The sequence below is a fragment of the Paenibacillus sp. FSL L8-0708 genome (genome assembly GCF_038009325.1).
GTDB classification, from domain to species: domain Bacteria; phylum Bacillota; class Bacilli; order Paenibacillales; family Paenibacillaceae; genus Paenibacillus_AQ; species Paenibacillus_AQ odorifer.
In genome coordinates this window covers 1,221,194-1,245,611 of the sequence record NZ_JBBPBC010000001.1, presented here as the reverse complement: position 1 = coordinate 1,245,611, position 24,418 = coordinate 1,221,194, and the positions used below count along the sequence as shown (strand labels likewise).

The following is a 24,418-nucleotide window of genomic DNA, read 5'->3' as shown; positions in this document are numbered from 1 at the left end:
AAGACCTGCTAAGTAGGCTTCATTGCTTACTAGCAGGTCTATTCTATAGTTGCTTATTCCGGCCTATCTATTGTAAAAATCTCTCCAAGGGTTGCGTAATTATTTCCCGCCAAGCGGCTCACAGCGTTTAGAACTCTCGGGTCAATATTCCCCTCCTGATAGATCGATTCATCGATATGGAATTGAACAATTTCGCCAATAAACAAGTCACTCCCAGGTTCTTCGCCCCCTAGAGGAATTGCTTGAACAAGCTTGCACTCCATCCGCACCTTCGCTTCCAAAACGCCAGGCACAGCTACACTTGTACTTTGAATCGGTGTAAGATTCGCCAATTCAATTTCACTTTCAGAAGCAGGTAATGTGGCTGCAGTCTGATTGATCTTCGCAACATTCTCCTCATCTACAATATGCACAACAAACTGTTGATTATCGTAAATATTACGGGCTGTATCTTTTAAACGCCCTGCTGGTCTTTGAATTGCCAATGAAACCATTGGAGGATTAGACGAAACGATATTAAAATAGCTAAAAGGTGCACCATTTAAGAGACCCTCTTCTGATTGTGTTGTGACAAAGGCTATTGGCCTAGGAATAATAGTGCCAATTAATAATTTGTAATTTTCCCGCTCACTGTTGTGCTTTGGATCAATTGAAATCAATTTCCTCAGCCCCTTCTTCACTCTTTCACAAAGTCGATCGTACTTCTAACGGTATCAATAGGACGGACTAACTTCTCAATTTGCTCACGTTTAGGTTCCAAGAAAGGTGGCAATGAAAGCTTCTCGCCAACGGTCTCATATTCCTCATCTCCCATAAATCCTGGCCCGTCAGTGGCAAGCTCAAACAATATTTGTGGTGCAACACGTGTATACAACGACTCGAAGAAGTGACGATCTACATATCCTGAAGTTTGGAATCCAAAGCCTTCAAAACGCTCTGTCCACTCGTCCAGCATCGCACGATCCTCTACACGGAAAGCAGCATGGTGAACAGTCCCAAAACCTTGGCGTGAATTCGGTAAGAACTCATTATGCTCTACAATAATTTGTGCACCGTTTCCGCCTTCGCCAACTTCAAATAAATGATACGTCTCTTCCTGAGCAATTTCTTTAAACAACATCACTTTCTCCAATACTTCTTTGAAGTAGTTGAAATCAGCAATTCGTACAAAGATCGGTCCCAAACCAGTTATTGCATACTCCAAAGGGATAGGTCCTTTTTGCCACGGTGTACCTGATACGACACCTTTATTCAATTCATCTGAAATAAGTTGATACTGTTGATCATCGAAATCTACGAAGGATAATGTCTTTTTGCCGAATTGCTCTTTAATGCCGGTATGCTTCACTGCAAGCCGATCAAAACGCTTAACCCAGTAGTCTAATGAAGCATCTGTTGGTACCCGGAAGGATGTTTTCGCAATCTCGTTAGTTCCATGAACCCCTTTAGGGATGTTAGGAAAATCAAAGAAGGTCATATCTGTTCCGGCGCTGCCCTTATCATCTGCAAAAAACAAATGATACGTCTGAATATCATCTTGATTAACTGTTTTCTTCACTAGACGCATACCTAACACGTAAGTAAAAAACTCGTAATTTTTCTCTGCGCTGCTTGTGATGGCTGTAACGTGGTGAATCCCTTTTAAGTTTCTCATTGTTATACCCTCCTAATGTTTAGTTGATTTTGACTCGTAATATAATTCCCAAGAACAAGAAAGTTTAGTTTAATTATCTTAATGTTAAGATATTACTTAAAAAAAAGATCTTTTTCTACTGTACAAGCTCTTTGGTGGATAGCATCGAGTTTTTATCTTCACTTTAAATATCTTTAACTTAAGATAAGTTTAGCACTGAATCTGTAGGAAGTCAACGCTTTGAAGCTTTCCATATAAAAAAGGCTCCACACAAGTTCAATGAACTCGTATGAAGCCGGGATATTTTATATCATCTCATTAGGTTAAGTTATGATGCTGAGTGATGACCGCTGCTTGGCTTTGATGATCCATCTTATAACATATCAACGTAATCACACAGGCCAATATCGCCAGGATGGCAGCAGCTACAGGAAGAGAGATTAATCCTCCATGCCCGGCAACCACTCCACCGATCGCGGACCCGCCTGCAATTCCCAGGTTTGAGGCTACTGGATTCAATGAGGCAGCAAGATCCTTCGTTTTTGGTGAGAACTGCTTAGCTAAGTCAATCAAATAGAGCTGCGCAGGGGCGCTCACAATACTCGACATCATGGCTAGAGCCATTAGCACAATCATTCCTAGAATGGAAACAGATGCGGTCATACTAAAGATAACATAGACCACAGCTTGGATAAGGAACACGAATCTCAGCTTACTAACCGCATTCCCGGTCGCAACCTTGCCACCAATCCAGTTGCTGACAATCGTGGCAATTCCGTATACAAACAGCACACCGCTAACCGAGCTTTTAGGAACGTTCATGACTTGCTCCAGTATAGGTGTAATGTAAGTGTACATCACAAATACGGCTCCCACTGCCGTAACCGGAATGAGAAATGCAAGAATAATGCGGCCGTTTGTGAGCAATCCGATCTGATCCTTAAGTGAGCTAGGCACAGGTTTCGGTAATTGGCGTGGTATATAGATATAATTTAGGACTATGGCAACTCCAGCTAATATCCCATTCAGAACAAACGCTGCTGGCCAATTAAAAAACTGCCCGACGAAAGTACCAATCGGCACACCAAAAACATTCGCAATAGCAAAGCCACTCAAAATTGTAGCAATCGCTTTGCCTCTCTTCTCCTGATCAACCGCTTCATTCGCTACCGTAATGGCTACAGAAAGAACAAAGCCACATAGTATGGCAGTAACTATTCTAGTCACCAGCAGCATACTGTAAGTTCCAGTTACAGCACTCCACAAATTTAGCAGTAAAATCAATACAAGTGATACAAGAATCGTAATCCGTTTCGGAACACGGCTGCACAAGGACATCATAATTGGTGTGCCAATGGCATAAGAAATCGCGAAGCCAGATACCAATCCCCCGGCTGTCGCAAGCGTAACTCCGAGGCTTGAGGATATTTCAGAGAGTAAACCAACAATAATATACTCCGTCGTACCCAGAATAAAAGCCATAAAAGTAAACGAGAAAATCAATGCGTTCTGACGTGTTGTTTTCATGGTGCTCTCCATCCTGTTTATCTCTATTTTTATATGAACATACCTTACTCATAATACTCATTTAGACTATATTGAGCAATCCTATTTTTCATAAAAAAGAAGCTTCCCACAAGTTCAAAGAACTCATGAGAAGCTTCTAGTTTAAGCCGGTGGCAAAATAATTAAGGTAATGACTTGTTCCTCGGAATAAGATCTGGCTGTTCCAGGTCCATCCGCATCTGCTTTGAACTTAATGAGATAGGTCCCGGGTGCCGGCATCACTTTATTATGAAGTTCAAAAGCGATATCCGAAACACCTATGTTACTTCCTGTGAAAGTTAACGTATGCCCATTATTGCTAATTTGATCACTCGTCGGATGTGTCCATCCACTAATGGTATAATAGTCGTTTGCGGTAAAGGTAATTCCTTCCAGCGTTACCTGAATTTCAGCATTCGTAAAGCTTTCCCCGGAGAAAAAGTCGAAGCGAATGCGCGATTGTGTAGAACCCGTTATCAGTTGTTTTGTTTTTGAACCGCCACCTCCGTCAAAGCCATATATAGAGCTAGTAACCGTAGGTGTGGTCAGAATACCATTAACAAGCTCAATCGTAACCGCATGCGCAGCGTCCTTCGCCGATTCATTATTGGATAAATCCTTAGCCGTAACCACGAAACGATACGTTCCTACGGTCAGATCCCCAATATTGGCTGCATTCACAGATCCGTCTGCTTCACTAGTGCCTAATGCGATGGCTGTTCCTAACTCATCGGCATCTACTTCACCGTTCTCATTCGCATCCGTCCACAGGTAGGCTTGTACCGCTGCTCCTTGCTCGCCAATAGCTCCCGCTAACCCGCGAAGCTGATCTTGTGTCCCGTTGTAGTTGTCGATCGCCTCGAACTTGGCTGCGTCCACTACCGGTGCAGTCGTATCCGGAACTTCGTTTTTGCTTAAGGTCACCGTAACCGCATGGGCAGCGTTCTTCGCTGATTCATTATTGGATGAATCCTTAGCGGTAATCACGAAACGATACGTTCCTGCGTTCAGATCCCCAATATCGGCCGCACTCACAGATCCGTCTGCTTCACTGGTGCCTAATGCGATGGCTGTTCCTAACTCATCGGCATCTACTTCACCGTTCTCATTCGCATCCGTCCACAGGTAGGCTTGTACTGCTGCTCCTTGCTCGCCGATGGCTCCCGCTAACCCGCGAAGCTGATCTTGTGTCCCGTTGTAGTTGTCGATCGCTTCGAACTTAGTTGCGTCCACTTCCGGTGCACTCGTATCCGGAACTTCGTTTTTGCTTAAGGTCACCGTAACCACATGTGCAGCGTTCTTCGCTGATTCATTATTGGATGAATCCTTAGCGGTAATCACGAAACGATACGTTCCTGCGTTCAGATCCCCAATATTGGCTGCATTCACAGATCCGTCTGCTGCACTGGTGCCTAATGCGAGGGCTGTTCCTAATTCTTCGGCATCTACCTCACCATTCTCATTCGCATCCGTCCACAGGTAGGCTTGTACCGCTGCTCCTTGCTCGCCGATGGCTCCCGCTAACCCGCGAAGCTGATCTTGTGTCCCGTTGTAGTTGTCAATCGCTTCGAACTTAGTTGCGTCCACTACTGGTGCACTCGTATCCGGAACTTCGTTTTTGCTTAAGGTCACCGTAACCGCATGTGCAGCGTTCTTCGCTGATTCATTATTGGATGAATCCTTAGCGGTAATCACGAAACGATACGTTCCTGCGTTCAGATCCCCAATATTGGCCGCACTCACAGATCCGTCTGCTTCGCTGGTGCCTAATGCGATGGCTGTTCCTAACTCATCGGCATCTACTTCACCGTTCTCATTCGCATCCGTCCACAGGTAGGCTTGTACCGCTGCTCCTTGCTCGCCAATGGCTCCCGCTAACCCGCGAAGCTGATCTTGTGTCCCGTTGTAGTTATCGATCGCCTCGAACTTGGTACTTTCAACCATAGGTGCATTTGTATCTGAATTGCTGCTATGCTCACTTTGCGAAGAGGAAGACCCTCCAACAACAGGAGTAGGCACTGTTACCGGCTCTTTACTCGGTTGAGCAGTTGGGGTGGAGGCGGGCTGCTCAGTGTTTCCGTTCTCCTTAAACTTCAGAAACTTAGAGGCTACTAGAGCTACGGCCTGACGATCTACTTTGGCATCAGGATTAAAAAAATTATTATATCCGGTAATCAATCCATATTCCACAGCAGCAGCTATAAAATCTTTGGAATAATCAGCAATTTGGCTACTATCAGCAAATTGCAAAGTTCCAGCTTTACCCGTAGGATTGACTCCCAATGCTCTCACGAACATGACGACCATATCCTGACGTGATAAATTTTGCCCCGTACCGAAAAGATTACTGCCTGTACCCTTAATCAATCCGGCTTTGACAGCTGCCTCTACATAGCTGTATGCGTAGTTGCTTGTGGGAACGTCCAGAAAGGTTGGCAGTGCAGGAGGGTTTGAAACATCCAGCTTTAATGTCTTTGCTAAAATAATTGCAAAATCCTGCCTTGTAATATTCGACGTAGGATAGAACTTACTCTCTCCGACACCGGTCACTATCCCCTGATCGAATAGCTCAACAATCGCTTTCTTTGCGTATGAGCCATCAATATCAATAAAGGAAGCCGCTGCCGATCCTTTGGTCGGCATAATGATAGGGCTTGATAATACAGCAGCAGCCAATATAGAGCTTATCCATTGCTTTTTGTTCACTTGCTTATCCCCCTGTTCTTTGGATGCGTTATGTCGTTTGTCTATAATCGATTCGTTAACACGATTCGACTTTATATTACAAACTTTTCATCTACAGGATTATAACAAGTATCAATAAACAGATTATAAACAAATAGCCATGGATGAACATTCTCATATCATTGATTCTGTGCATCAAACGAAAAAAAATGATACTATGTATGATGGGTATAGGACTTTGCTATCCTTATATCGTTTTTATATATTACAACAAGAGGAGATAATATGAGTAACGAACAAAACTTTTGGCTTGATTTACCGAAGCCGTTTTTTATATTAGCGCCCATGGAAGATGTCACAGATGTTGTATTTCGGCACGTCGTTAGTGAAGCTGCGAAACCCGACGTATTTTTCACAGAATTCACAAATACAGAAAGCTATTGTCACCCTGTAGGAAAAGACAGTGTACGTGGTCGATTAACGTTCACAGAAGATGAGCAACCGATTGTCGCTCATATTTGGGGTGATAAACCCGTATTTTTTGAACAGATGAGCATTGATATGAAAAAACTTGGTTTTCGTGGTATCGATTTAAACATGGGGTGCCCAGCACAAAACGTCGCATCGAATGGAAAAGGTGCCGGATTAATAAAACATCCTGAAGTTGCAGCAGAAATTATTCAAGCAGCAAAAGCAGGTGGATTGCCGGTTAGTGTTAAAACAAGATTAGGTTACTCTGACATTGACGAGTGGCGCGACTGGTTAGGACATATATTGAAACAAGATATTGCGAACCTTTCCATTCACCTTCGTACAAAAAAAGAGATGAGTAAAGTAGAGGCACACTGGGAACTAATCCCTGAAATAAAAAAATTACGCGATGAAATTGCTCCAAATACGTTGTTAACTATTAATGGAGATATTCCTGACCGCGCAACAGGATTAAAATTAGTAGAACAATACGGCGTTGATGGAGTCATGATTGGCCGCGGCATTTTCACCAACCCATTTGCCTTTGAAAAAGAACCTAAAGAACACAGCGCGAAGGATTTCCTCAATTTACTTCTTTTACAGTTGGATCTTCACGATAAATATTCAAATGAACTTGAGCCACGTTTATTTAAACCACTTCTTCGCTTTTTCAAAATCTATGTTCGTGGATTTAGAGGCGCAGGCGAACTAAGAAATCAATTAATGGATACAAGATCAACAGATGAAGTACGTCGTTTAGTAAAAACTGTTTTAGAGCAAGAATTAGATTAAATTATACCCACAAAAAAATGAGAGACCTCTCAAAAGTTCAATGAACTTATGAAAGGTCTCTCATTTTTGTACTATGTGGTCAAATGGTGTTTCCTCTCAAGGAAACTCATCATCGAATTGCTTCGATAATGATTTCCTTACATCATGCCGCCCATTCCACCCATGCCGCCCATATCTGGCATGCCGCCGCCTTTTTCAGGCTCAGGCTTGTCAGCGATAACTGCTTCAGTAGTCAAGAACATAGCCGCTACGGATGCAGCATTTTGAAGCGCGGAACGAGTTACTTTAGCAGGGTCAACGATACCCGCTTCGAACATGTTCACCCATTCACCAGTAGCAGCGTTGTAGCCGATACCTACTTCTTCTTTTTTCAAGCGGTCCACGATTACGGAACCTTCTTGACCAGCGTTAGCTGCGATGGTGCGAATTGGCTCTTCCAACGCGCGAAGCACGATGTTAACGCCTGTTTTCTCGTCGCCAGTTACGTCTACAGCAGCAACAGCGTTATATACGTTCACAAGAGCTGTACCCCCACCGGATACGATACCTTCTTCAACCGCTGCGCGAGTTGCGTTCAGGGCATCTTCGATGCGAAGTTTGCGCTCTTTAAGTTCAGTTTCAGTTGCAGCGCCAACTTTGACAACGGCTACGCCGCCAGCCAATTTAGCCAGACGCTCTTGCAATTTCTCTTTGTCGAACTCGGAAGTTGTTTCTTCCAGTTGAGCACGGATTTGGCTTACGCGTGCATTAATGTCCGCTTTGTCGCCGCTTCCGTCTACGATTGTTGTGTTTTCTTTAGTTACGCGTACTTGACGTGCGTTACCCAGTTGTTCAATGGAAGTGCTCTTCAGATCAAGACCGAGCTTCTCAGTGATCACTTGGCCACCAGTCAGGGCAGCGATATCTTGCAGCATAGCTTCACGACGGTCGCCAAAGCCAGGAGCTTTAACAGCAACAGCGTTGAATGTTCCACGCAGTTTGTTCACGATCAGCATAGCTTGTGCTTCGCCTTCGATATCTTCAGCGATAATAACAAGCGGTCTAGCTTGTTGAACGATTTTTTCAAGCAATGGAAGAATTTCTTGAGTGCTGCTGATTTTTTTATCAGTGATCAAGATGTATGGATTCTCCAAAACAGCTTCCATTTTGTCTGTATCAGTAATCATGTATGGGGAAATGTAACCACGGTCGAATTGCATACCTTCTACTACTTCAAGCTCAGTAGCGAATCCACGGGATTCTTCAACAGTGATAACACCGTCTTTACCTACTTTTTCCATAGCTTCAGCGATCAATTGACCTACTTCATCGTCAGCAGCAGAGATAGCAGCTACTTGAGCGATAGCTTGGGAATCTTCGATAGGCTTAGCGATTTTTTGCAATTCTTCAACAGCTGCACGAACCGCTTTGTCGATACCTTTACGGATAACCATTGGGTTAGCACCAGCAGTTACGTTCTTCAGACCTTCGCGGATCATAGCTTGAGCCAGAACCGTTGCAGTTGTAGTACCGTCACCGGCTACATCATTAGTCTTAGTAGCAACTTCTTTAACCAGTTGAGCACCCATGTTCTCGAATGCATCTTCAAGTTCGATTTCTTTAGCGATCGTTACACCATCGTTAGTGATGAGTGGGCTACCAAACTTCTTCTCAAGCACCACGTTGCGGCCTTTTGGTCCAAGTGTAACTTTTACCGCATTTGCCAGAGCATCTACACCACGAAGCATAGAGCGGCGAGCTTCTTCACTGAATTTAATTTCTTTAGCCATTGTGTAATTACCTCCTAGAATTTTTTGTATATCCTATTACTTTAAGTAGTTTAGATTTAGCTTATGATCGACTCTTGCTTAGTCAAGAATCGCGTGAATGTCGCTTTCTTTCATAATCAAATATTCTTTACCTTCATATTTGATTTCTGTTCCTGCATATTTTGAGAAAAGAACACGGTCGCCTTCTTTAACTTCAAGTGCTACACGTACTCCATCTTTCAAAGCTCCGCTGCCTACTGCAATAATAGTTCCTTCTTGTGGCTTTTCTTTCGAGGAGTCCGGAAGCACAATCCCGAATGAAGTTGTTTCCTCCTGCTCGCTCGGTAGCACCAATACGCGTTCACCTAATGGTTTGATCATGAAAAAATAGCCTCCTTTAAAATTATGTTATTTTGCTTCAAAACATAGTTTAGAACTTACCGGTCAAACTTAGAATGCTGTGATGTTCTTGAAAAATATCAATGGAACCCTGCTAATCTCCAGCCCATCTCCTATTTTTCAAGAGCGTTAGCACTCAACAGCGTGCAGTGCTAACAACAATTTTTATGATACTCAACTTGAGCCCGGATTTCAAGTCTTTTTACACAAATTCGTATTAGTTTTCGCAAAAAAATACGTTTCAATGCTTGTCCAAGCACACACTCTATTACATTGTATCCACGGGTTTTGAAAATATGCGTAGGATTCCAGCGCTTTCCTCTCACCCCTTATAGATATGAACGTTGCTAGAATGGTTAGACCTTTGCATCTAATGATCCTGATCGATCGATAACAATTACTTACTAAGTGTATTCAATCCAACTAATGAAATCAACTTATAGCAAAAAAGCTGCCACATTCGTAGAAAATCTACTTAGCGGCAGCCTCTCTCCTCACTCCTGCTTCTGAACATACCGTTCATCCCGTGCCGCGTCCGCAGCAAGTTGCTTGCGGTAGACAAATGCAGATAAAAATACACTGAACTCATACAAAATGAGCAGTGGAATCGTCACCAGAAAATCTGAGATAAAATCCGGGGGCGTGATAACTACAGCAATAAAAACAAGCGTGAAATAGGCGTACCGACGCATTTTACGCAAGCGTAGCGGGTTGAGAACTCTTAGTTTGGTCAGAAACATCACCAGCAATGGAAGTTCAAACAGCAATGCCAGCGGCAATACCAGGCTGAACATGAAGTTAAAATACTGTGCAATCCCGTAGGTCTCTTCCAGTCCCATGCTTCTGGTAATTGAGATCGTGAACGAAAGTGCCATTGGAAAAACAATATAATAAGCAAAAGAAAGACCGATAAGGAAAAGAACAAACACATAGGGAACATAACGAAGTGTCGCATTTCGCTCCTCTGGCCGCAGGCCCGGACTGATAAATGCCCACAGCTGGTAGGCAATAAACGGGACAGAAATCACTAGCGAAACGGCCATCGCGATCTTCATGTACATCCCAATGCCATCCCAGAATGAGAATGCATGCAGAACAAAACCTTGCGCCAGGTCCGTGCTAATCAAATAATCGTAAATGGGCTTTGCACAAAATAATCCGCCTATTAATCCAAGGACAAATACGATTAACACATAAATAATCCGTTTGCGCAGCTCGGTGAGATGATCCACCACCGACATTTCTTCCGATTTCAGAGACATCCAGACACCATCCCATGACAAGAGTAAAAAAGATAACACTAACTTTCTTCAAAGCAGTGTCCGTTGCTGCGGAAAGCAAAGAAAAAGGGGCGTCTCCTCAAGTCTAGTAGACTCCTGAGAATGCCCCATTGAAAGATCTTCTATTATTCCGGCAGGCGTTTGTCCTGAGGAATATCTGCAGCGACCGTTTGCGGGGCCGTCGGCACAGGAGCTTCGCTCTTCTTCACCGGTTCATTATCCCCGATGATTTCACGCGCGCCTTCCTTAAATTCACGGAAGGTTCGTCCAACTGCACGGCCTAGCTCTGGCAGTTTATTTGGGCCAAAGAGCAGAAGTGCCAGTATGACCAACAAAATAATACCAGGAGTACCAATTCCACTAAACATTATTATTCCTCCTTGTCCACCTGTCCGTTCATGGTATCGTTTACTTTAATTTAATAATACCATAACTTATGTCACAGTTACATCCACTTTCTTCTATAAATAGATTATCATTGTGACGTGACAAGAAGATGACAAAGGGTTATTGGCGGTATTGGCCAGTTACCATGAGCAGTGCTTCCGGTAATTGATCCATAATAGCTGCCAGATTCTCATGAACACCCTTCGGCGTTCCAGGTAAATTGACAATCAACGTGCGACCGCGAATGCCGCATATCCCACGAAAAAGCATAGCTGCACGGTTTTTTTGCATCACTGTGCTTCGCATAGCTTCTGAGAGCCCAGGCACTTCCCGTTCTACTACTCGCCGAGTAGCATCCGGGGTCACATCACGAATCGCCAGATCTGTGCCTCCGGTGGTCAGTACCAAATCTGCCTGAAAATAGTCCGTCAGTTCAATCAAGGCTGCGATAATCTCATCTTGTTCATCGGGAACGATTCGATATTCAATGATCTCGCCACCTAGTTCCTCTTCCACCAGCTCCCGAATAACCTGGGCGCTCGTGTCTTCCCGTTCGCCCCTGGCCCCTTTATCACTGGCCGTTAGGATTGCTGTCTTCCACGCCATAGGTTTGTCCTTCCTCTCTATATGTATAGTTGGCTGTACAGTTCAGCCTGCTCGCCTCAGCGCTTCGAACAAAAGCAGCTGATACTTATTCGAGCGCATAATCTCCGTTCTTGCCCCCGCTCTTAGATACCAGAAGCGTCGGTCCGATAATCATATCCTTCTGAATAGCCTTACACATGTCGTACACCGTTAGTGCTGAGGCAGAAACAGCGGTTAAGGCTTCCATCTCTACTCCGGTTTTTCCTGTAGTACGGACTGTTGCTTCTATATAAAGTTCATCTTCGCTGTTATCGGAGAAGCTGATATCAATACCGGTAAGTGGCAGCGGGTGGCACATCGGAATCCAGTCTGACGTCTTCTTAGCCGCCATAATCCCGGCGATCTGTGCAACAGCAAGGACATCACCTTTGCTGATCTTGCCACTCTTAATGGCGCTCAGCGTTCCAGCAGCCATCTTGATCATACTCCGCGCGACAGCTGTCCGCTTCGTAATCTCCTTCTCACTCACATCCACCATACGAGCTCTTCCCTGCTCGTTGAAATGGGTCAATTCCATGGCTCACTCTCCTTTTCGGCAGTGCACTATACCATTTTCAGTAATCAGCATGTCCATTAAAGCATCATGCTCATCCATCGGCACCCTTGGAACCAACTGCATGCCGTAAGCTAACCCGATCCATATCGGGGGCTGTGCGCTAACGTCCCCGGCTTTCTCCCAAGACGCACGTAACCGGTCATAGTATCCTCGACCGTAGCCAAGCCTGCCGCCTTGAAGATCAAATGCTAGCCCTGGTACGAACACAACAGCAGGTAGCTTAATCTCTTCAATCTCTAATAAATCTCTGCTGGAGACAATAGGTTCTTGGATACCATAAGCCCCCGGCTCTAAATCGCTCCATGCATTCACCGCGTGGATACTCATTTCACCGCTTGCTGGAATTACACGCGGCAACAGCACCTTACGCTGATCTTTCCACGCCTGTGTGATAAGTGGGCGGGTATCAAGCTCTGAACGAAAAGACACATAGGCCATTAGTGAAGTTATACCCTTCGTCTCCAGCCACTCCAATGCATAGTGGCAGACTTCAGATGATAGTTTACTTCTCTGGTCCGAAGACAGCTCGTTTCGGGCGATGGTCTTCTCCGTTCGTAATTGTTGCTTTACTTTGGAGATCTCCGACTCCTTGCTGGACATTGTCGGCCTCCCCCTCTTATTCATCCCTAGCTTATCCTTGTTTGTAAATCCAGTTTACCACTCTTCTCCCCGGTTCGCCAAGGTGGATAGAACTGTGTTATCGGACTAGGTCGTTATTCCCTCCTTACATTAGATCGAACCCTCGCTTGGGAAACGCTTTTCATGTAAACTATAGAATAAGTTGTTCATACGGCTGAGGGATAAATACCAAGGCGAAATATGCAAGGGTGGAGGTTTCATCGTTATGCTTCTTCAAGCGACAGGAATTACTAAATCATATGGTATACAGAACGTACTGGATGGCATAAGCCTACAGGTAAATGAAAAGGAACGTGTCGGGCTAGTGGGTGTGAATGGTGCCGGCAAATCAACTTTTCTACAAATTCTGGCCGGTGAGATGTCTTATGACAGCGGTCAAATTCATAAATCAAAAGAAACAACAATCGGATATTTAGCTCAGAATAGCGGACTGCAATCTGACAAAACCATTCATGAAGAAATGATGGCGGTCTTCGCTCCGCTGATCGAAGCCGAAACGGAGCTGAGAGAGTTAGAAGTAAGTATTGCTGATCCTAAGCTCGCGGAAGACCCCAAGCGGTACGAAGAACTGCTTGAACGATATGCGCGGCGCTCGGATTGGTTCAAGGACCACGGCGGCTATGAAATGAATACACGGATTCGCAGTGTCCTACACGGCATGGGCTTCAGTGATTTCCCACCAGATACACCCATTTCTACCCTTAGTGGAGGCCAAAAGACCCGGCTCGCGCTGGCCCGTATTTTGCTTCAGGCTCCAGATCTTCTGATGCTGGATGAGCCTACTAACCATCTGGATATCGAAACGTTAACGTGGCTGGAGGATTACCTCCGCAGCTATGCTGGCGGGATTCTGGTTGTATCCCATGACCGTTATTTCCTAGACCGTCTCGTGACCACTATTGTAGAGATCGAGCGGCACCAGTCCCGGCGTTATACGGGTAACTACAGTCGTTATGTAGATTTGAAGGCTGCCGAATATGAAGCACGGATGAAGCAATATGAGAAGCAACAGGATGAAATTTCTCGAATGGAGGATTTCGTTCAGAAAAATATTGTCCGGGCTTCCACCACAAAACGTGCGCAGAGCAGACGCAAAGCGCTTGAGAAGATGGATCGTCTAGATCGTCCAATGGGTGATCTGAAGAAGGCTAGCTTCTCCTTTGAGCCAGACTTTATGTCTGGAAAAGAGGTGCTTCAAGTGCGCAATGTTGCGGTTGCCTTTAATGAAGGTTCACCTTTATTTAAGGACGCTTCTTTTGAGCTTCGTCGGGGGGAGACTGCTGCCCTGATCGGTCCCAATGGTATCGGTAAATCCACACTGCTGCAGTGTATGACCGGAACCCGTGAGCCTTCTGCTGGAACGGTGAATTGGGGCACTAAAGTAAAAATTGCTTATTATGATCAGGAACAGACCCGCCTTAATCCACAAAATACGGTTATGGAAGAACTGTGGAGTGAATATCCAATGATCGAGGAAGCCAGAATTCGTACGATCCTTGGTAATTTCCTTTTTAGCGGAGAGGATGTTCTTAAGAAGATTTCCGCACTCAGCGGCGGCGAAAAAGCTCGGGTTTCGTTATCTAAACTAATGCTCCGCGGTGCAAATATGCTAATTCTCGATGAACCTACCAACCATTTGGATCTGGTCAGCCGTGAAGTTCTGGAATCTGCTTTAATTGATTTCGAAGGCACCCTGCTGTTCATCTCCCATGACCGTTATTTTTTGAACAAAATGGCGGAAAGAGTACTGGAGCTACATCCCGAAGGGATCGACCAATACCTCGGCAACTACGATGACTATGTCGAGAAGAAACGAGAATTAGAAGAGATTGCAAAAGATGCCGCTGAACTAGCTACTAAAAACGTCAATAAGGACACTGCTGTACCTGAAAAAAGCGCTGTAACCTCTTTTGAAGCAGACAAGCAGGCTAAGCGTGAAGAGCGTAACCGCAAACGGCGTATCGCAGAGCTTGAGGAGAACATCGCCTCACTTGAAGAATCAATCGTATTTATAGAGCATGAAATGACTAAACCTGAAGTTTATCAGGATTATTTAGCACTTCAAGGTTATGAAGAGGACCTGAAGAACAAAAAATCTCAGCTGACAGATTTCTTTAGCGAATGGGAAATCCTTGCTGACGAATAATGTAAATCCTCCTTATAAATATTTTTTCATCGTTCTAGATTTGTTCATAAATAGTTATCCACAGCTCTATACACAGGTTTCGTGTATAACTCCCTACTTCAAAAGACCCTTCGGGGTCTTTTTTATGCGTTAAATCGGTATTTTCAAGGAAAAGGAATTATTATCCACGGATCTATCCACATTATCCACAATTCTCACAGTGTTTCATTGCCAACAAAATTGTTTATTAGAGCATTTTGAAAAAAGCCGTTATTGCTGATTTTACGCACTTTTTACACAACTCAGGCAGAATATGTGGATAACGTTGTCCACAACTTGACAAAAGACGTAACCCCATTTTACAAGACTGATTTTCTGCTAAAAAAGAACCCGCTATCTCCTAAACTGACAGCGGGCACGTCGTATTTTAGACAATCTGTGTAGAGAGCAGGGCGGCATTACAGGCTGCGATATAAGCGATGCCTGCCGCCATAATTATATCTTGGTGAGTGGCCGTGCCTCTGAATTTAAGGCCCTCCCACTCCACCATCACCGCTGCTTCTGCTTGCGCATTCTCTCCGCTTCCAAGCGAATGAAGCTCGAGTCCTGCAAAGTCTATCTCCTCAGCGATCCCTTGCCCAATAGCGGCGATAATCGCTTCAAGCGGGCCTTCGCCAGTGCTGGTATGTGACGTTTCCCGGCCAGTCTGCAGATGGCGTACCGTAACTGCAGCTACACGGCGCTGGGCACTGCCCGCCAATACCTGAACCTCACCCAGCTCATAGACCTGAGCTTGTTGTCCAGTTGTACTGCTTACCATTTGCAGCAGCTGGTCATCACTGACGACCTTTTGACGGTCAGCGGTCTCTTTAAAGGACTCATAAAGTGCATCCAGCTCCGCAGGCTCCAGCGTTATTCCATACTTCGCAGCCCGATCCTTCAGCGCATGTCTGCCAGAATGTTTGCCCAGAATGATCATGCTGCGGGGGATGCCCAGCCGTTCGGGATCCATAATCTCATAGGTACTACGATCCTTGAGCAGGCCATCCTGATGAATCCCGGACTCATGCTGGAAGGCATTTCTTCCGACGACCGGCTTGTTATAGGCGATTGGGAAATGCATCGCTCCACTAATCAGCCGGGAAGTATCATACAGTTTATCCAGCACGATACCTGTTTCTGCACCGATTGCATCGCCGCGGGTTTCAAGCGCCATAACAAGCTCTTCCAGTGCGCAGTTCCCTGTGCGCTCGCCTACACCGTTCACGGTGACTTCTATCTGAGTCGCCCCTCCATCAATCGCTGCCAGACTGTTAGCTACAGCCAGCCCCAAGTCATTATGACAGTGGGCACTATAGCTGACCTTGCCACCACCTCTTGCTCCCTGCCGCACTCTCCGGAACATCTCACCATATTCATGTGGCAATGCGTATCCTACTGTATCCGGCAGGTTAATAATGGAGGCCCCTTCCTCTATAACCGCCTCAACCATTTCAATCAGATCATCAATCCCTGTCCGCGCAGCGTCCATGGCCGTGAATTCAACTACATCACAGAATTGTCGCGCATAAGCCGTCATCTCACGCGCTTTAGCTACGACTTCAGCTCTGCTCATACGCAGTTGATGCTGCAAATGAATATCAGAAGAGGAGATAAACAAGTGAATCCGCCGACGTTCAGCATCTTGAGTGGCCCGGACTGCAGCATCGATGTCCCCTTTTACGGCCCGCGCGAAACCACAAATCTCCACGTTGCGCACCTTGCGCGAAATCGTCTGCACCGCTGCAAAATCTCCAGGACTCGATACCGGGAACCCCGGCTCCATTACATCAACACCCAGATCAGCTAGCTTATAAGCCAGCAATATTTTTTGCTCAGGAGTCAGACTAGCCCCAGGGGCCTGCTCACCGTCACGCAGGGTCGTATCGAAAATTTGAATACGTTTCTTAACTGGAATAATCATCTGAATTCCTCCTAGTTTTGTTTTCATGTAATTGGATGCCTTATCTCTATCCTATGCTTCAGCGCAGAACCACACGTCGACTTGCGGTTCTGCTCATTTCCCACCCACTGCTGCCGGCAGCTGAAACAAATGAATCTCTGCACAATGTGCAGAGTGTTCACTTTTGGCGTCTTATGTAGCGTTGAGTCCATTCCCCGGACTTCTTCTACAAGAACGCAAAAACCCGCCGTCTCTAATAAAGAGACGGCGGGTTACCCCTCCGCGGTACCACTCTTTTTGACGCATCAGCTGTCACTAATAACAAGCCTCAAAGCTGCGTCCAGCTCTTCTTCCCGGTTCAAGCTGGCATGCCAGCTTAAATCCGGAAAGGTCCGATAACGAGGACAGCCGTAGGCAGCGTACTCTTGTTCCGCCGCTCCGCTCCCGGGCGAGCTTCAAGAAATCCGGTGACTGCGTCGCACCAACCCGCAGCTCTCTGTTCACCGTCAAACTCTACTACTCCCGTTCTTAGCGTGTATTATATAAATTACTCACCACTCTAAATCCATACAAAAAAGCCTGCCATCTCATTCAAGAGACGACAGGCTGTTAACCTTCGCGGTACCACTCTTGTTGATGCTCTGTATCGGCTAAGTTCCTACCGATTCCAATTGAACATCCACTCTACGGTCCAGTATGTTAGGTACTAGACCACCCTATCACGGAGGTTACCCGTAAACGGTGTACAAACGTTCCGGCGACAATTGCCAGTAATGCTTCCACCGCTCCGCTCCCAGACGAGTTCAGGACTCCTTCGACTGCGTTGCACCCACCCGCAGTTCTCTTATCCCAGAGTATCCTTACTACTTCCGCTCATCGCGTTTGCCTTGTTTAATTGAACTGATTATACTCGTTAGCTCCAAATGATGTCAATAGGCAGATACAGACCATTGTTCCAGTGAGAATCCAGGGTCAGCTACCATATCCAGCGGTATTCCACCGTCATGCTGCCACTTCACGTATGCAGCCGCTCCAATCATCGCCGCATTATCCGTGCAATACACCGGTGGAGGAATAATAAGTTCAATGCCCTCCGTTTCACAGCGCGAAATTAATGCCGAGCGGAGTCCGCCATTAGCAGCGACCCCCCCACAGAGCAATAACTGTCTGGAGTTAGTGGCTTTAACGGCGCGTACCGCCTTTTCCACCAGCACTTCAACTACGGATTCTTGGAACCCCCGGGCGATGCCTGCGACATTGGGTTCAAGACCTTTCATTTTGCTCTGATTCACCACATTCAGCACCGCCGATTTTAGACCGCTGAAGCTGAAATCATAAGAGTTCGGCTCCAGCCATACCCGCGGCAATGCAACAACTTCCGTCGCTTCGCGTGCCAGGCGATCTACATGGGGTCCGCCGGGATAAGGGAACCCTAGCGCCCGAGCCACTTTATCATATGCTTCACCTACAGCATCATCACGCGTGCGGCCGATAATTCGAAACTCACCCTCACGCTCCATATGAACCAGTTCAGTATGTCCACCTGACACCACTAGTGTCATACATGGATACTGCAACTCTGCAACCAGACGGTTAGCATAGATGTGGCCTGCAATATGATGCGTGCCAATTAACGGCTTGCCCCATGCAAGAGCAAGGCTTTTAGCTGCTACTACCCCGACCAGTAAAGCTCCCACCAAACCCGGGCCTTGAGTCACCGCTACCGCAGTCAATTGTTCGGGTGTAACGCCTGCCTTGGCGAGCGCTTCCTCGATTACGAGCGTAATTACCTCCACATGTTTACGGGAAGCCACTTCTGGCACCACGCCCCCAAAAGCGCGATGTGTCTCTATTTGACTCGAGATGATGTTGGATAACACTTCTGATCCGTTTTTGACCACGGCCACCGAGGTTTCATCACAACTGGTCTCTATAGCAAGTATTAGTACAGGTTGATCTGCGCCCGTTTCTGTCTTCATTTCAAGTCCACGCTTCCTTCCAAATAGCCATGCTCCTTATACTCCGGTAGATCCGCCCACATAATGAGCGCATCCTCGCGATTATCGGAATAATATCCTTTGCGCGTGCCGGCAGAACGAAAGCCTTTTTTACGATATAAATTCTGAGCTACCTCGTTGGATACCCGTACCTCAAGCGTAATGGATTTCATGCCTACGTAAGAGGCTGTATTCATTAACTCCTCCAACAGGCGCTCCCCCCATTTACGTCCACGATAAGCTTCGAGTAAGGCAATATTCGTCACATGCGCCTCATCCACGATAGCCCACATTCCAGCATAGCCAATGATATGACCCGCCAGCTCCATGACCATGTATTTAGCAAAATGATTATGCGTCAGCTCATTCCGGAAAGCTTCCTCCGTCCACGGCATGGTAAAGGCTTCGCGCTCAATAATTAGAATGTCCGGAATATCCTCCAGCTTCATCAGACGAAAAACAAGGTCAGCCTCTTGTGCTCTCAATGCTTCCACTTCCGTCATCGTTTTAAGCCTCCTTTACTACTTAACCGCAGATTGGCCTCCGCTTCCGAAATCTGAGTATAGTTAGGGATCAAGCTATGAATATCATCATTCTCTACTTGCAGCCGGGCTTCACCAAGGAAGCCTGTCCAGCGGCCCTCCAGCTCATATGGAACAGCTACAGAAGTGCCGAGTTCCGCCAGCGGATGTAGTGATTCTTCGCTGCCATGTACAGCGGTTTCTCCAACAAACCATAGAATAGCTGGTTTAGTTCCTTCAGCTGAAGCCTGTTGTAAACGTTCTGCCAAGTACTCCACCCAGTCGGCCATCAACCGGATGGCATCTGGTTCAAGGCGGCTAAGAGGACTATTCCCATCCGCTGCGAATAATCCTGTGTAAACCTGTCCCCGACGCGCATCCATCAGTGGAATGATCCAGTCTGGACCGTAGCCACTGTTCGCAGTGGATTGTCCTGACTCTGCTGTCGTCTTATTCTTAAGGGCTGTTTCATACCCACCCCATGCCACAGCATGCAGACTCGAAATACCAACTACCGGGACATTCCATGCCCAAGCCAGTGTTTTGGCAGCGGTAACCGCGATCCGTGTTCCCGTATAAGATCCCGGGCCCACACCAACCGCAATCCCGCCCAGATTAGCAACGGTTGTTCCCGAAGCTTGCAGCGCCTGCTCTATAATCGGCAGCAAATGCACCGAATGATTCCGTTCACCGGAAGCATTAATTTCATGCAATAATTCTCCATTCTCGGTCACTGCAACCCCCAATACGGCAGTTGATGTATCCAGCGCTAAAAGCCGCTTGCGCGGCTCTGTATTCTCGTTCGTCATTTTTATTAACCCCACTTCTGGATCAGCTCCCGGCAAAGCTCACCATAAGGCTCCCCGATTGCGGTCACCGTAATGATTCTTTCCTCCGGTCCAACTGTTTCCATGTATATATGCATATGCCGCGGCGGCATTAACTCCGTAATAATACTGCTCCATTCTACCAAACAAACACCCTGACCATAGAAATACTCATCCAATCCAAGCTCATCTGCTTCCTGAAGTGAAATCCGATATACATCCATGTGATATAAAGGCAGACGACCTTCGTACTCTTTAATAATAGTAAAAGTAGGACTGTTTACGATCCCTTTCACTCCAAGATGGCGAGCATAACCTTGCGAGAAGGCCGTTTTTCCTGCGCCTAGATCACCGTCCAAACCGATAACCATGCCTGCCGTTGAAGCAGCAGCTATTGCACTTGCCAGTTGCTCCGTATCCTGCAGATTGTAAGAACGGTAAGTGAACACCGTTTCGACTGTTTTGTCCAACTACAACTACCACCTTTTAAAATATACCTGTCGAAAACCATTACATTCAATTATATCGGTATGGTCCATCCACCGCAACAACTGTCCCGCCCATTGTTTAAGCCGAAGGAGGTACAGCCCTCTTCTTCACTTGCGTGGTTAAGCTGAATTTCGATACCGAACGCTGCGAGAATGGGTGGCTTCGACTGCCGCTAATCCGCTCATGCTGCTCCTACCATATCTGTAGCTTGAAAGAATAATACTGTGGCAATAACTCCTGAACACAGCGCAACAATAATGGACTGTCCTGCCTGATCCAATATATTGGTTTAAATCTTACACCGTCAACCTTGACGTCAGTTATGCTCCAAATCAAAAAAGAGACCTTTACGCAAACTTAAGCATAAAAAGTCTCTTTTTTTAAAACTATAATTCAGCTTTAACGTACGCTCTAAGTAGACCTTTGTTAGTGCTCTTGCTCTTCGAGTCGTTCAACACCCACAGTGTGCGTATTGGTTGGTCGAGAGCCAACTTGTACCGTAGCCATTCCGTTCTCTTCATCCACATGTTCAATCCATACAGGCTCCCCATCCAAATGTACACTTACAGTTTCTTTAGAAGCATAAATATCCTGTGCCCGTTTGACGTCCACAACTGTTCTCCTCCTTTATCTTTCCTAAAGTTTACGATTCTAAGGGTGACGTATCTTCGAGGGTTCGTTCCGCATCCAGCTTTTCCGAATCGGTAACCTGACTGGCCTCCGTGGACGCAATAATGCTCTCCCAATCCACAACTGTGGCCGGAATATCCTGCTCGCTCAGCGCATCGCTCCATTCGTTATCTCTTGGTTCCATACCTTAGATTCTCCTCCTCAACTTCACAGGTCCGAGTTTATTTTTTCCCAAGCTTCTCAAAAAATGCACCCGGCTAGAAAAGCCTTTCCTGCCTCATACTAACCCAAAGCAAATCAACTTAGATCAGGAGGTGTTTCTCATGCATACCGTTTGGAAAGGAGCCATCAGCTTCGGGCTTGTGCATGTTCCGGTTAAAATGTTCTCCGCTACGGAAGACAAGGACATTTCTCTGCGTTATATCCATAAGGAGTGTGGCAGCCCGCTGTCGTATGTACGCAAATGCCCGGTGTGTGACAAAGAGGTAGCTTGGGAAGAGATCGGTAAAGGATATGAGTATGAAAAAGGGAAGTTTGTGCTCTTCGACAAAGAGGAATTGGATCAACTATCCGACGAGACCAGTAAAAGCATCTCCATTCTCGACTTTGTAGACCTGACGGAGATCGATCCGATTTATTTTCAAAAAACCTATTATTTATCCCCGGATCAGGCAGGCTCAAATGCTTATCGACTTCTTATGGAGGCCATGAAGCAGACAGGTAAAATTGGTATCGCCAAAATTTCAATCCGCTCAAAAAGCAGTCTGGCAGCGATCCGTGTGCTTGAGGATTGCCTTGCGATTGAGACCATTTTTTATCCTGATGAGGTGCGGCCGATCTCGCAAGTGCCTGGTCTGCCCGAAGCAGGGACAGTGAACGATAAAGAGCTGGAAATGGCTAAGCTGCTGATCTCACAGCTATCCACTCCTTTTGATCCGGCAAAATATACCGATGATTATCGCCAGCGTATGCTTGATCTGATCTCACATAAAATTGCAGGCGAGGAATTTCATATCGCTCCTGCTAAACAGGAAAGCAATGTGATTGATCTAATGGCTGCCTTGCAGGCTAGTATTCAAGCTGTGCAGCATATTCCTTCAGACCCTGGTCCTTCATTAACAGGCAACACAAAAACCAAAACTAAAGCGGCTCCTGCTGCCAAAAGAAAAACAGCCAAGACCAAAACAACCGCCGCGGAACCTGCGGAGCAGCAAAACGAGGTCTCCGGGCCGGCTCCAGTCATCACGCCAAAACCGAAACGCCGCAGCACGAAAAGCAAAACAACCGTATCTTAGGAGGCTCTGCGGATGAAGCTTCAGCCCATTATTCCTTTTGAACCTATACTGGCTGGGCAGCTTCCAGCAGGTGACCAGTGGATCGCACAAATTAAATGGGACGGCGTACGGATGTTGTCCTATTACGATGGAAGCACTACTCAGCTTATTAACAGACGTGGCAATTACCGTACCACGCAATATCCAGAACTTATTGATGTATCTGCTTACTGCAAGGCTGACTCCGTGATTCTTGATGGTGAGATTATCGCGCTCAAGGACGGCAAACCCTCATTTCATGAGGTGATGCGGAGGGACAGTTTGAAAAACGGTTCCACAATTTCCGTCGTTAGGCATCAGGTTCCTGTCATTTATATGATTTTTGATATTCTGTTTTATAATGGCCAATCGACGATGGATCAACCATTATTCTTGCGGCAGCAGCTGTTAAGTGACATTCTGCTGCCGCATCCCCATGTTCAAGCTGTGCCAAGTTATACCGATCCTACAGAACTGTTCGCCGCCACTCAGAACCAGGGCTTGGAAGGAATCGTCTGCAAGGACATCAACAGCACTTATGCTCCGGGCGGAAAAGATAAACGTTGGCAGAAACGCAAAATCAGTTCTGATATTACAGCTGTAGCCGGGGGTGTGACGTTCCGTGACGGTATCGTCAACGCACTACTTCTTGGTCTTTATGATGATAAAGGAAATTTGCATTATATCGGACATGCCGGTCCGGGAAAATTGACTGTGCAGGATAAACGCGACTTAACTGCGGAGGCACACCGCCTTAAGCTGGATCGGATGCCCTTTGCAGATGTTCCACAGCGAGGCAAGGGTGCTTTTTGGATAAAGCCGGAGCTCGTCTTCAAAGTTCATTTTCTGGAATGGAACACCTCGGGCACTCTGCGTCAGCCTGTTACTCAAGCTAAAGTGGATCTTCCCCCGGAGGCATGCACAATAGAGCAAAAAGGATAAAAGAACGTCCTCCCAATCTGAAATGGGAGGACGTTTCTTATTGTGCTGTAAAACTTGTTACAAGGGCCTCAAGCTCTGCCTTTGTCTGCGCAGTATTTTTTGTACTCGTAAGTGTATAATCGACACTTCCATCAGCACTGGACCATACCAGCTGGACTTTAAGATCACCGTGATGAGGCCCAAAAACTGTGTAAATCGCCTCAACCCCGTTGATGGTCAAGCTCTCATCCTGATCCCCAGGCAGCTGGGCCAAAGTCACCCCTTCCGGTAGCGTGTATGCAGGTGCAGATCTTAAATTCAACCTCTCTCCATTTCGTAGATAGGTGATAGAGGTTTCTGTATTGCTCCACTTCAAGCTTTGCGAAATCACCTTTTTACCACCAGCTTGGGCTTTAGCTTTTAACTGATCCCTAAGGGTTTTATACTCTGAGCTAAAAAACATTGGAATCACTGGATTTAAAACGACATCCTGTAACTTATAATCCTCTGGTAGAGAAGTAGGTATCAGGAGTGACTTCCCGCTTAATGAAAGTAACTTCTGCGCCGCTTCGTTTATAGAACTGAATCTATATGGCATATAGCTTATACTCAAGGTTTCATGTGGATTAGATTTCTTATCATTTACATACAGGATCTTAAGTTCGCCTGCTTGTAAGGGAACTGTATTTTCTTTGGCAATCAAAGCTTCAATCGTTGAAGATATGGGCGTATTCTGCTCAACGGGTACGGTAGCTTTACTTTTATTATTACTCCCCGCAGGCACTGCGCCTGCTGTTCCACTCACCGCACTTATCAATACTAATAAGCTTAAGGCTGTAATCGCCGCGCTTTTCTTAATCATCATTATAATAT

General features: G+C 46.1%; 23 protein-coding genes, 1 pseudogene and 2 other annotated features. Of the genes and pseudogenes, 4 read left to right on the top strand and 20 right to left on the bottom strand.

The window, feature by feature from the left end; translation table 11 throughout:
- Window positions 1–53 precede the first annotated feature (53 nt).
- The 4 genes from NYE58_RS05520 to NYE58_RS05505 all read right to left on the bottom strand — a co-directional run bounded on the left by NYE58_RS05520 (window position 54) and on the right by NYE58_RS05505 (window position 5,884).
- Entirely contained in the window at window positions 54–659 is a 606-nt protein-coding gene (locus NYE58_RS05520; protein WP_341001264.1) for a flavin reductase family protein, read from the bottom strand.
- Between the two features lie 17 nt (window positions 660–676).
- Window positions 677–1,654, bottom strand: coding sequence for a ring-cleaving dioxygenase (locus NYE58_RS05515; protein WP_076187299.1), 978 nt, complete (start codon window positions 1,652–1,654; stop codon window positions 677–679).
- Window positions 1,655–1,951: 297 nt separating this feature from the next.
- Entirely contained in the window at window positions 1,952–3,160 is a 1,209-nt protein-coding gene (locus NYE58_RS05510) for an MFS transporter (protein ID WP_036676501.1), read from the bottom strand.
- A 141-nt stretch (window positions 3,161–3,301) separates the two neighbouring features.
- The gene (locus NYE58_RS05505; protein ID WP_341001263.1) at window positions 3,302–5,884 is read right to left on the bottom strand and encodes an S-layer homology domain-containing protein; all 2,583 of its coding nucleotides are present in this window, start codon (window positions 5,882–5,884) and stop codon (window positions 3,302–3,304) included.
- Window positions 5,885–6,148: 264 nt separating this feature from the next.
- Between NYE58_RS05505 and NYE58_RS05500 the strand changes: the two genes are divergently transcribed.
- Window positions 6,149–7,126, top strand: coding sequence for a tRNA dihydrouridine synthase (locus tag NYE58_RS05500; RefSeq protein WP_076129221.1), 978 nt, complete (start codon window positions 6,149–6,151; stop codon window positions 7,124–7,126).
- Window positions 7,127–7,263: 137 nt separating this feature from the next.
- On the opposite strand, the gene groL is transcribed toward NYE58_RS05500, so the two are convergent.
- From groL to NYE58_RS05465, 7 genes are all read right to left on the bottom strand, one after another.
- Window positions 7,264–8,895 carry a chaperonin GroEL gene (gene groL / locus NYE58_RS05495; protein WP_076129222.1) on the bottom strand — a complete coding sequence of 544 codons (1,632 nt, stop codon included), beginning with the start codon at window positions 8,893–8,895 and terminating at the stop codon, window positions 7,264–7,266.
- A gap of 78 nt (window positions 8,896–8,973) precedes the next feature.
- Entirely contained in the window at window positions 8,974–9,255 is a 282-nt protein-coding gene (groES, locus tag NYE58_RS05490) for a co-chaperone GroES (protein ID WP_036676506.1), read from the bottom strand.
- Window positions 9,256–9,767: 512 nt separating this feature from the next.
- Window positions 9,768–10,535: a twin-arginine translocase subunit TatC gene (gene tatC, locus NYE58_RS05485; protein WP_076305009.1), complete on the bottom strand. Its 768-nt coding sequence runs from the start codon at window positions 10,533–10,535 to the stop codon at window positions 9,768–9,770.
- A gap of 143 nt (window positions 10,536–10,678) precedes the next feature.
- Window positions 10,679–10,921 carry a twin-arginine translocase TatA/TatE family subunit gene (locus tag NYE58_RS05480; RefSeq protein WP_036676510.1) on the bottom strand — a complete coding sequence of 81 codons (243 nt, stop codon included), beginning with the start codon at window positions 10,919–10,921 and terminating at the stop codon, window positions 10,679–10,681.
- A gap of 139 nt (window positions 10,922–11,060) precedes the next feature.
- Entirely contained in the window at window positions 11,061–11,546 is a 486-nt protein-coding gene (locus NYE58_RS05475) for a MogA/MoaB family molybdenum cofactor biosynthesis protein (protein ID WP_036676512.1), read from the bottom strand.
- Between the two features lie 85 nt (window positions 11,547–11,631).
- Window positions 11,632–12,102 carry a cyclic pyranopterin monophosphate synthase MoaC gene (moaC, locus tag NYE58_RS05470; protein WP_076129224.1) on the bottom strand — a complete coding sequence of 157 codons (471 nt, stop codon included), beginning with the start codon at window positions 12,100–12,102 and terminating at the stop codon, window positions 11,632–11,634.
- Between the two features lie 3 nt (window positions 12,103–12,105).
- On the bottom strand, window positions 12,106–12,741 hold the full coding sequence (locus NYE58_RS05465) for a 5-formyltetrahydrofolate cyclo-ligase (RefSeq protein WP_341001260.1): 636 nt from the start codon (window positions 12,739–12,741) through the stop codon (window positions 12,106–12,108).
- A 244-nt stretch (window positions 12,742–12,985) separates the two neighbouring features.
- On the opposite strand from NYE58_RS05465, the gene NYE58_RS05460 reads away from it, so the two are divergent.
- The gene (locus NYE58_RS05460) at window positions 12,986–14,926 is read left to right on the top strand and encodes an ABC-F family ATP-binding cassette domain-containing protein (RefSeq protein WP_076219612.1); all 1,941 of its coding nucleotides are present in this window, start codon (window positions 12,986–12,988) and stop codon (window positions 14,924–14,926) included.
- Between the two features lie 406 nt (window positions 14,927–15,332).
- On the opposite strand, the gene NYE58_RS05455 is transcribed toward NYE58_RS05460, so the two are convergent.
- The 8 genes and pseudogenes from NYE58_RS05455 to NYE58_RS05420 form a co-directional block, all read right to left on the bottom strand.
- Entirely contained in the window at window positions 15,333–16,868 is a 1,536-nt protein-coding gene (locus NYE58_RS05455) for a 2-isopropylmalate synthase (RefSeq protein WP_036676518.1), read from the bottom strand.
- A 236-nt stretch (window positions 16,869–17,104) separates the two neighbouring features.
- Window positions 17,105–17,386 (bottom strand) — a binding site (T-box leader).
- 52 nt (window positions 17,387–17,438) lie between these two features.
- Window positions 17,439–17,733, bottom strand: a binding site (T-box leader).
- 43 nt (window positions 17,734–17,776) lie between these two features.
- Window positions 17,777–18,826, bottom strand: coding sequence for a tRNA (adenosine(37)-N6)-threonylcarbamoyltransferase complex transferase subunit TsaD (tsaD, locus tag NYE58_RS05450; protein ID WP_076219611.1), 1,050 nt, complete (start codon window positions 18,824–18,826; stop codon window positions 17,777–17,779).
- Window positions 18,823–19,347, bottom strand: coding sequence for a ribosomal protein S18-alanine N-acetyltransferase (gene rimI / locus NYE58_RS05445; protein ID WP_076219610.1), 525 nt, complete (start codon window positions 19,345–19,347; stop codon window positions 18,823–18,825). Before rimI ends, tsaD begins: the two co-directional genes overlap by 4 nt.
- Window positions 19,344–20,174: a tRNA (adenosine(37)-N6)-threonylcarbamoyltransferase complex dimerization subunit type 1 TsaB gene (gene tsaB, locus NYE58_RS05440; RefSeq protein WP_341001259.1), complete on the bottom strand. Its 831-nt coding sequence runs from the start codon at window positions 20,172–20,174 to the stop codon at window positions 19,344–19,346. Before tsaB ends, rimI begins: the two co-directional genes overlap by 4 nt.
- A 5-nt stretch (window positions 20,175–20,179) precedes the next feature.
- On the bottom strand, window positions 20,180–20,662 hold the full coding sequence (gene tsaE / locus NYE58_RS05435; protein ID WP_076274402.1) for a tRNA (adenosine(37)-N6)-threonylcarbamoyltransferase complex ATPase subunit type 1 TsaE: 483 nt from the start codon (window positions 20,660–20,662) through the stop codon (window positions 20,180–20,182).
- 153 nt (window positions 20,663–20,815) lie between these two features.
- Window positions 20,816–20,958, bottom strand: a pseudogene (locus tag NYE58_RS37430) (multidrug resistance efflux transporter family protein); the annotation flags it as partial.
- 149 nt (window positions 20,959–21,107) lie between these two features.
- On the bottom strand, window positions 21,108–21,293 hold the full coding sequence (locus tag NYE58_RS05425) for an H-type small acid-soluble spore protein (RefSeq protein WP_036676525.1): 186 nt from the start codon (window positions 21,291–21,293) through the stop codon (window positions 21,108–21,110).
- 31 nt (window positions 21,294–21,324) lie between these two features.
- Window positions 21,325–21,495 carry a hypothetical protein gene (locus tag NYE58_RS05420; protein WP_341001258.1) on the bottom strand — a complete coding sequence of 57 codons (171 nt, stop codon included), beginning with the start codon at window positions 21,493–21,495 and terminating at the stop codon, window positions 21,325–21,327.
- Between the two features lie 139 nt (window positions 21,496–21,634).
- Here NYE58_RS05420 and ku point away from each other — a divergent pair, with 139 nt between their 5' ends.
- Together ku and NYE58_RS05410 are read left to right on the top strand one after the other, a co-directional pair.
- A complete protein-coding gene (ku, locus tag NYE58_RS05415; protein ID WP_076276848.1) occupies window positions 21,635–22,606 on the top strand; it encodes a non-homologous end joining protein Ku in 972 nt (323 codons plus the stop codon).
- A 12-nt stretch (window positions 22,607–22,618) separates the two neighbouring features.
- Complete coding sequence (locus NYE58_RS05410) at window positions 22,619–23,566, top strand: ATP-dependent DNA ligase (RefSeq protein WP_076276847.1); 948 nt, start codon at window positions 22,619–22,621, stop codon at window positions 23,564–23,566.
- Between the two features lie 37 nt (window positions 23,567–23,603).
- Here the strand turns inward: NYE58_RS05410 and NYE58_RS05405 are convergent, their stop codons facing one another.
- A complete protein-coding gene (locus tag NYE58_RS05405) occupies window positions 23,604–24,410 on the bottom strand; it encodes a hypothetical protein (RefSeq protein ID WP_341001257.1) in 807 nt (268 codons plus the stop codon).
- Window positions 24,411–24,418 lie beyond the last annotated feature (8 nt).